The organism is Streptomyces sp. NRRL S-378 (assembly GCF_000720645.1).
GTDB lineage: Bacteria > Actinomycetota > Actinomycetes > Streptomycetales > Streptomycetaceae > Streptomyces.
Genome location: NZ_JOBX01000119.1, coordinates 1 through 8,480, shown reverse-complemented (window position 1 = coordinate 8,480; position 8,480 = coordinate 1). Strand labels below are relative to the sequence as shown.

Here is an 8,480-nt window from a genome sequence, read left to right as displayed (position 1 = left end):
ACCCGCACCCCCACCCGAAGCCCCCGAGGAGGCCGCTCGCGTGAGCGCCGCACGACAGCCGTCACCGACCGTCCGCGACGAAGCCGTACCCGCCGCCGCCCCGGCGGCCAAGAAGCCCCGCACTCCCCGGGCCCGCCGCGCCGCCCCTCCGCGCGGGGTCCGGCCGGCGCCGGCGCTCGGCGCCGAGGAACGGGCCCGGCTGCTGGAGGGCCGTCACCACGACCCGCACGCGGTACTGGGCGCGCGCACGCAGCGCGGCGGGGTGGCCTTCCGGATGCTCCGCCCGTACGCCAAGGCGGTCACGGTCGTCGCCAAGGGGCTGCGGGCCGAGCTCCACGACGACGGCGACGGGCTGTTCTCCGGGCTGCTGCCGCTCACCGCGGTGCCCGACTACCGGCTGCTGGTGGCGTACGAGAACGACGAGATCGAGGTCCACGACCCCTACCGGTTCCTGCCCGCCCTCGGCGAGCTGGACCTGCACCTGATCGGCGAGGGCCGCCACGAACAGCTGTGGACGGCGCTGGGCGCGCAGCCCATGGAGCACCAGGGGGTGGCCGGGACCCGGTTCACGGTGTGGGCGCCGAACGCGCAGGGGGTCCGGGTCGCCGGGGACTTCTCGTACTGGGACTCCGTCGCCCATCCGATGCGCTCCCTCGGCGCGAGCGGCGTCTGGGAGCTCTTCCTGCCCGGGGTGGGCGCCGGGACGCTCTACAAGTACGACATCACGCGCCCGGACGGCAGCCACACGCTGCGGGCCGACCCGATGGCCCGGTCCGCCGAGGTCCCCCCGGCGAACGCCTCGGTGGTCACGGCCTCGGAGTACGAGTGGCAGGACGCGGACTGGATGGCGCGGCGCGGCGCACGGGCCCCGCACCAGGCCCCCTTCTCGGTGTACGAACTGCACCTGGCGTCCTGGCGGCCCGGCCTGTCCTACCGGCAGCTCGCCGAGCAGCTCCCCGCGTACGTCAAGGAGCTGGGCTTCACGCACGTGGAGATGATGCCGGTCGCCGAGCACCCCTTCGGCGGCTCGTGGGGGTACCAGGTCACCGGTTTCTACGCGCCGACCTCGCGGATGGGCACCCCGGACGACTTCCGTTTCCTCGTGGACTCGCTGCACCGGGCGGGGATCGGCGTGATCGTCGACTGGGTGCCGGCGCACTTCCCGCGGGACGACTGGGCGCTCGCGGAGTTCGACGGGCGGCCCCTGTACGAGCACCAGGACCCGCGGCGGGCCGCGCACCCGGACTGGGGGACGCTGGAGTTCGACTACGGGCGCAAGGAGGTCCGCAACTTCCTCGTCGCCAACGCCGTGTACTGGTGTGAGGAGTTCCACGTGGACGGGCTGCGCGTGGACGCGGTGGCCTCGATGCTCTACCTGGACTACTCGCGCAGCGAGGGCGAGTGGACGCCGAACGAGCACGGCGGCCGGGAGAACCTGGACGCGGTGGCGTTCCTTCAGGAGATGAACGCCACCGTGTACCGGCGCTGCCCGGGCGTGGTGACCATCGCGGAGGAGTCCACCGCCTGGAACGGCGTGACCCGGCCGACGGACGGCGGCGGGCTGGGCTTCGGCCTGAAGTGGAACATGGGCTGGATGCACGACACCCTGCGCTACATGTCGAAGGAGTCGGTGCACCGCAAGTACCACCACCACGACATGACCTTCGGGATGATCTACGCCTTCAGCGAGAACTACGTGCTGCCGATCTCGCACGACGAGGTGGTGCACGGCAAGCGCTCGCTGGTGTCGAAGATGCCCGGGGGCGACTGGTGGCAGCAGCGGGCCGCACACCGGGCGTACCTGGGCTTCATGTGGGCCCACCCGGGCAAGCAACTGCTCTTCATGGGACAGGAGTTCGCCCAGGGCTCGGAGTGGTCGGAGAGCTACGGGCCGGACTGGTGGCTGCTGGACTCCTCCTATGCGGCGGCCGGCGACCACCGGGGCGTGCGCGAGCTCGTCCGGGACCTGAACCGCGCGTACACCGCCACGCCGGCGCTGTGGGAGCGCGACACCGTGCCGGAGGGCTTCGCCTGGGTGGAGGCCGACGCGGCGGAGGACAACGTCTTCGCCTTCCTGCGGTACGCCCAGGACGGTTCGCAGCTGCTGGCGGTGTGCAACTTCTCGCCGGTGGTCCGGCACGGCTACCGGATCGGGGTGCCGGAGGAGGTCCCGCTGTGGCGTGAGGTCCTCAACACCGACCTGGAGGGGTACGGCGGCAGCGGAGTGCACCACGCACGGCCGCTGCGGCCCGAGCCGGTGCCGGCCCAGGGCCGCCCGGCGAGCCTGCGGCTGACGCTGCCGCCGCTGGCGACGATCTGGCTCAGGCCGTAGGGGCCGGGGCGAGCTGGTCCTCCAGTTCCCGGAGCAGGCGGCGCTTGGGCCGGGCTCCGACCATCTGGCGGACGGGTTCGCCGTCGCGGAAGACGAGCAGGGTCGGCGTGGACAGCACCCCGTACCGGGTCAGGGTCCCGGGGTTGCGGTCCGCGTCGATCTGCACGACCTTCAGGCGGTCGGCCTCCTCGGCGGCGATCGCGGACAGCACCGGGGCGAGCCGGCGGCGTCCGGGTGCTGGTCCCGGCCCGTTCCGCCAGTTCGCCGATGCGCATGGGCCGACCGTATGCGTTGACACCGACGTCAGGGCAAGGGGTGCGGCGGGGCGGGGCCCTCGCCACCCCCGTATGCGAGGGCCCCACAGGAACCACGTACGGGAAGGGCTTCCGGTTCACATTCCGTGGAGGCCGTGTGAGGGCTATTGCGCTGCGGGGAGTTGGCTGGAACCTTATGCATTACTGGATCTTCGAGTGCACCGATTACCGGACAGTCGCCGGAAAACCCGCCAAAAGACCCCCACTTCATAGGACGTTCCTACGAGGTATGGGCTTGTTTGTTTGGTCTGTAGGCGGCGAAGCCCGGCCACTTCTACGGTGTGCGGTGTGCACTCCAGCCCACCATTCAATGCCCCCGCCGCGCGACGCCTGCGCGCGGCCCTGGGCATGGCTCCCGGACATGTCGCCTACGGCCTGCGTGCCCAGTACGGACTCGTCGTCGCGCCCGAGACGGTGATGGCCTGGGAGCGTGGAGAGATATCGCCGTCATCCGCCGAGCTCACGGCGCTCGCGGGCGTCCTGTGGTGTTCGCCGGGGGAACTGCTCGCCGAACCCGTCACGTTGCGCGAGCACCGGATGGCCCGGGGGCTGGCCGCGGACGAACTGGCCCGACGGATCGGCCTGGAGACGGCCTCCTACCAGAGGATGGAGGACACCGGACGCTGGAAGGGCAACGAGCGGCAGTCCGCCGCCCTGGCCACGGTGCTCGGCCTGACCCTGGCCCAGTTCGTGACGGCGACCGGGAAGCACGAGGAACTGGCAGAGCTGTTGCGCAGCGCGGTCACCACGCGCTGGCAGGCGTACGTGAAGCCGCTCGGCAAGCTGCTGCCGATCCCCAAGCACCACCTGGAGCGGGTGCTGGATCAGCTGCACGGGGAGTACCAGTCGCGGATGGTGGCGACGCTCAGCTGGGGCGGCGGCCAGGGCGACGCCGGCAACGGGGACGCGGGCCGGGAGTTCCTCACCGGGATCGTCGACCACTTCTGGCAGCTCGCGGGCGGCGCGGCCTAGGTGTATTGCCTCGTCAGGCCGGGGCGGCGGGCTGGTCTGCTTGCCGGGAATCGGATCGCCATCAACGGGGTTGGTGGGGGATGAGCCGATATTGGAGGGCCATGCGAGCGATTCAGGTGTACGAAGTGGGCGGTCCCGAGGTGCTGCAGGAGGTCGATGTGGACCAGCCGCGGCCGGGTCCGGGCGAGGCGGTCGTGGAGGTCGCCGCATCCGGGGTCAACTTCCTCGACGTCTACCACCGCGAAGGCCGGTACAGCCTCCCGCTGCCCTTCACCCCGGGCGCTGAGGGCGCCGGCACGGTCGTCGAAGTTGGACCCGGCGTCGCTGACGTCGCAGTCGGGGACCGGGTCGGTTGGGTGGAGATTCCCGGCACGTATGCCGAGCGGGCCGTCGTGGACTCCTCCCGGCTGGTGCCGCTGCCCGACGATCTCGGCTTCGAGACAGCCGCCGCCGTGCTCCTGCAAGGCATGACCGCGCACTATCTCGTCAAGGACGCCTACCCGGTTCAGGGGGGCGACACGGTGCTCGTGCATGCGGCTGCTGGTGGCATGGGGCTGCTTTTGACCCAGCTCATCACCCATCTCGGCGGCAGGGTGATCGGCACGACGTCGACCACGGCGAAGGCCGAGCTGGCGAAGCGTGCCGGGGCCGCTGAGGTGATCCTTTCCTCCGCAGTGGACGATCTCGCAGCCGAGGTGAGGCGGCTCAACGGCGGTCAGGGACTGCCGGTCGTCTTCGACGGCGTCGGCGCGCACACCTTCGATGCGAGCCTCGCCAGCCTGCGAACCCGCGGCCATCTCGTGCTCTTCGGCGCGGCAAGTGGTGCCGTGCCGCCGTTTGATCCGATTCGGCTCGCCCACGGCGGTTCGCTGACCCTGATCCGGCCCAGCCTCGGGGACTTCATCGCCGATCGGTCCGAACTGCTCCGACGGGCCGCCGAGGTGTTCGAGTGGGTGCGCTCCAAGGCGCTCGAGGTCACCGTGACGGGCCGCTACGCATTGTCCGAGGCCGCCCGGGCCCACAGCGATCTGGAGGCTCGGCGTACCACCGGCAAGCTGCTCGTCGTACCCGATGCGGCCGCTATTGGACGCCGCGAGGAGACGCAGAGCTGATCGCGGGTGACGAGGTCGGGGATCTTGGAGACTGAGATGTCGGGGGCATGGCCGACCGTCATCGCCAAGATCCCCGACAGCGTCAGGCACTCAGCAGGCCAGGATCACGTTCTGGCGGGGTTCTGGCGCATCCGGTCACACCCACTCAAGATCCCTCAGCCGAGACCTGGCTCACCCGTCCACAACCTCCCGGGACAGAACACCTAGGTTCCCCCCGGGCAGGGGCGGAGGACCTGGCGCGAGCGGGACGCGGTGTCCGGCCGGGCAGGGCGGAGGGCCCGTTCCGGCGGCTGCCGCGCGGGGCCGGGCCGCCGGGTCAGAAGACCGACTCGGCCTCGTACATGCGGTTCTCGGGGACGGTCTTCAGCTCGGTGACCGCGTGGGCGAGCGGGGCCATCACGATGTCGGTGCCGCGCAGGGCGGTCATGTTGCCGAAGTCTCCGCGGTGGACGGCCTCCACCGCGTGCCAGCCGAAGCGGGTCGCGAGGACGCGGTCGTAGGCGGTGGGGGTGCCGCCGCGCTGGACGTGGCCGAGGATGACCGGCCGGGCCTCCTTGCCCAGGCGGTGCTCCAGTTCGCCGGCGAGGCGGTTGCCGATGCCGGCGAAGCGCTCGTGGCCGTAGGCGTCGATCGCGCCCTTCTCGTAGGGCATGGAGCCCTCGGCCGGGTGTGCGCCCTCGGCGACGCAGACGACGGCGAACTTCTTGCCTCGGGAGAAGCGTTCCTCGACCATCTTGACCAGGGCCTCCACCTCGAAGGGGCGCTCCGGAAGACAGATCCCGTGGGCTCCGCCGGCCATGCCGGACTCCAGGGCGATCCAGCCCGCGTGGCGGCCCATCACCTCGACGACCATCACGCGCTGGTGCGACTCGGCGGTGGTCTTGAGGCGGTCGATGGCCTCGGTGGCGACCGTGACGGCGGTGTCGAAGCCGAAGGTGCGGTCGGTGGAGGAGATGTCGTTGTCGATGGTCTTCGGCACGCCGACGACCGGCATCCCGGCGTCGGACAGCATGCGGGAGGCGGTCAGGGTGCCTTCGCCGCCGATCGGGATGAGGGCGTCGATGCCGTAGCGGGTGGCCAGCTCCTGCGCGTTCTCGGCGGCCTCGTGGAGGCGGGCCCGTTCCATGCGGGCCGAACCGAGGATCGTGCCGCCGCGGGCCAGGATGCCGCTGACGGCGTTGATGTCGAGAGGGCGGAAGTGACCGTCGAGGAGCCCCTTGAAGCCGTCCTCGAAGCCGATGACCTCGTCCCCGTGACCGACCACGGCCCGGTGTACGACCGAGCGGATGACAGCGTTGAGACCCGGACAGTCGCCGCCTGCGGTGAGAACTCCGATACGCATCGTGCTGTGTCTCCTGCTCCTGGTCGTACATGGCCGTGCGCGAGGACACCTGCGGCCCGCCGGCCGCACCTACGAAGGGCGTATTGGTGCCGCCTGTCCGATTGTTCCATGGTCCCGGGGTGGTGCGCGCTGCGCACCACCCGGTCCGGAGGACCTTCGACCCCCGGACCGGGCCTTTGTTCCGGCGGGCGCCCTATCCATTGGCGGAGGTATTGTCAAGGGGGCAAGCCATCCCAACCGGGTCGACCGACCACACGAAGAGACGGAGAGCACGCGTGACGCGCAGCGTGTACGTGACCGGCATCGAGCGGGGGGACGGCCGGCAGGTCGTCGAACTCGGGATCATGGAGCTCCTGACCCGGCAGACGGGACGGGTCGGCGTCTACCGCCCGTTGCTCCACGACGCACCCGACCGCCTCTTCGACCTGCTCAAGGCCCGCTACCGGATCGACCAGGACGCTTCGACGGCCTACGGGATGGAGTACCGCGAGGCTTCGGCGATCCTGGCCGAGAAGGGCACCGACGAGCTGGTCTCGCAGCTGGTCGACCGCTACCACCGGCTGGCCCGCGACTACGAGGTCGTCCTCGTCCTCGGCACCGACTACGCGGAGACCAACCTCCCCGACGAGCTGGCGCTCAACGCCCGCCTCGCCAACGAGCTGGGCGCGGTCGTCGTGCCCGTCGTGGGCGGCACCAAGCACCCCGCCGAGGCCGTCCGCGCCGAGGCCCGCAACGCCTACCGCGCGTACGAGAGCCTGGGCTGCCACGTCGTCGCGATGGTCGTCAACCGGGTGGCCGCGGAGGACCGCGACCTCATAGCCGAGCGGCTCGCCGCCCGCCTCCCCGTGCCCTGCTACGTGCTGCCCGACGACAAGTCGCTGTCCGCCCCGACCGTCGCCCAGATCACCCGGGCGCTGGGCGGCGAGGTGCTCCTCGGCGACGAGGCGGGCCTGGCCCGCGACGCCCTGGACTTCGTCTTCGGCGGCGCCATGCTGCCGAACTTCCTGAACGCCCTGACGCCGGGCTGCCTGGTCGTGACCCCCGGCGACCGTTCCGACCTCGTCATCGGCGCACTGGCCGCGCACACCTCGGGCACCCCGCCGATCGCCGGTGTGCTGCTCACCCTGAACGAGCGGCCGGGCAAGGACATCCTGACGCTGGCCTCGAAGCTGGCGCCGGGCACGCCCGTGGTGTCGGTGGCCGGCAACAGCTTTCCGACCGCCGCCGAACTCTTCTCGCTGCAGAGCCGTTTGAATTCCGCGACCCCGCGCAAGCTGGAGACGGCGCTCGGCCTCTTCGAGCGGCACGTGGACACCGCCGAACTGCGCGGGCTGCTGTCGGTGGCCCGCTCGGAACGCGTCACCCCGATGATGTTCGAGCACGAGCTGCTGGAGCGGGCCCGCTCCGACCGCCGACGCGTCGTGCTGCCCGAGGGCACCGAGGAGCGCGTGCTGCGCGCCGCGGACGTGGTGCTGCGCCGGGGCGTCTGCGACCTGACCCTGCTGGGCGACGAGCAGACGATCCTGAAGAAGGCCGCCGACCTCGGCGTCGACATCTCGGGCGCCCAGATCATCGACCCGGCGACCTCCCCGCTGCGGGACGGCTTCTCCGAGTACTACGCCGAGGTCCGCGCGCACAAGGGCATGACCGTCGAGCTGGCCCACGACGTGGTCACCGACGTCAACTACTTCGGCACCCTGATGGTCCAGCGGGGCCTGGCCGACGGCATGGTGTCCGGCTCGGTGCACTCCACCGCCGCCACCATCCGCCCGGCCTTCGAGATCATCAAGACGAAGCCCGAGGCGTCCATCGTCTCCTCGGTCTTCTTCATGTGCCTGGCCGACCGGGTCCTCGTCTACGGCGACTGCGCCGTCAACCCCGACCCGGACGCCGAGCAACTCGCTGACATCGCCGTCCAGTCGGCGGCGACCGCCGCCGCCTTCGGCGTCGAACCGCGGATCGCCATGCTCTCGTACTCGACCGGCACCTCCGGCTCGGGCGCGGACGTCGACAAGGTGCGCAAGGCCACCGAGACCGTCCGTGAGCAGCGCCCCGACCTGGCCGTCGAGGGCCCGATCCAGTACGACGCGGCCGTGGAGCCCTCGGTCGCCGCGACGAAGCTGCCCGGCTCCGAGGTGGCCGGCCGCGCGACGGTGCTGATCTTCCCCGACCTCAACACCGGCAACAACACGTACAAGGCCGTGCAGCGTTCGGCGGGTGCGGTCGCGGTCGGTCCGGTGCTCCAGGGGCTGCGCAAGCCCGTCAACGACCTCTCGCGCGGCGCCCTCGTCCAGGACATCGTCACCACCGTGGCCATCACGGCGATCCAGGCGCAGGACGCTCCGGGCCCTGTCTCTTATACACATCTGACGCTGCCGACGAATAGAGAGGTGTAGATTTTGGTGGTC

The 8,480-nt window shown here is 71.0% G+C and carries 5 protein-coding genes and 1 pseudogene; 4 read left to right on the top strand and 2 right to left on the bottom strand.

Translation table 11 applies throughout. The features are described 5' to 3' along the window. On the top strand, window positions 1-2,332 hold a 2,332-nt coding region (gene glgB / locus IH80_RS0137430; RefSeq protein WP_234432522.1), incomplete at its 5' end, for a 1,4-alpha-glucan branching enzyme. On the opposite strand, the pseudogene IH80_RS0137425 reads toward glgB, so the two are convergent. Further along, window positions 2,322-2,558 (bottom strand): annotated as a pseudogene (locus IH80_RS0137425) (thioredoxin family protein); the annotation flags it as partial. The gene glgB and the pseudogene IH80_RS0137425 overlap by 11 nt on opposite strands. 436 nt (window positions 2,559-2,994) lie before the next feature. Between IH80_RS0137425 and IH80_RS0137420 the strand changes: the two are divergent. Together IH80_RS0137420 and IH80_RS0137415 are read left to right on the top strand one after the other, a co-directional pair. Continuing rightward, window positions 2,995-3,618, top strand: a complete 624-nt coding sequence (locus IH80_RS0137420) for a helix-turn-helix domain-containing protein (RefSeq protein WP_030966354.1) — start codon at window positions 2,995-2,997, stop codon at window positions 3,616-3,618. A 101-nt stretch (window positions 3,619-3,719) separates the two neighbouring features. Further along, window positions 3,720-4,730, top strand: a complete 1,011-nt coding sequence (locus IH80_RS0137415) for a quinone oxidoreductase family protein (RefSeq protein ID WP_030966353.1) — start codon at window positions 3,720-3,722, stop codon at window positions 4,728-4,730. Window positions 4,731-5,046: 316 nt separating this feature from the next. Here IH80_RS0137415 and IH80_RS0137410 read toward each other — a convergent pair whose 3' ends face one another. Then, a complete protein-coding gene (locus IH80_RS0137410; protein ID WP_030966352.1) occupies window positions 5,047-6,072 on the bottom strand; it encodes an ATP-dependent 6-phosphofructokinase in 1,026 nt (341 codons plus the stop codon). Window positions 6,073-6,347: 275 nt separating this feature from the next. Between IH80_RS0137410 and pta the strand changes: the two genes are divergently transcribed. Continuing rightward, window positions 6,348-8,468, top strand: coding sequence for a phosphate acetyltransferase (gene pta, locus IH80_RS0137405; protein WP_051810346.1), 2,121 nt, complete (start codon window positions 6,348-6,350; stop codon window positions 8,466-8,468). Window positions 8,469-8,480 lie beyond the last annotated feature (12 nt).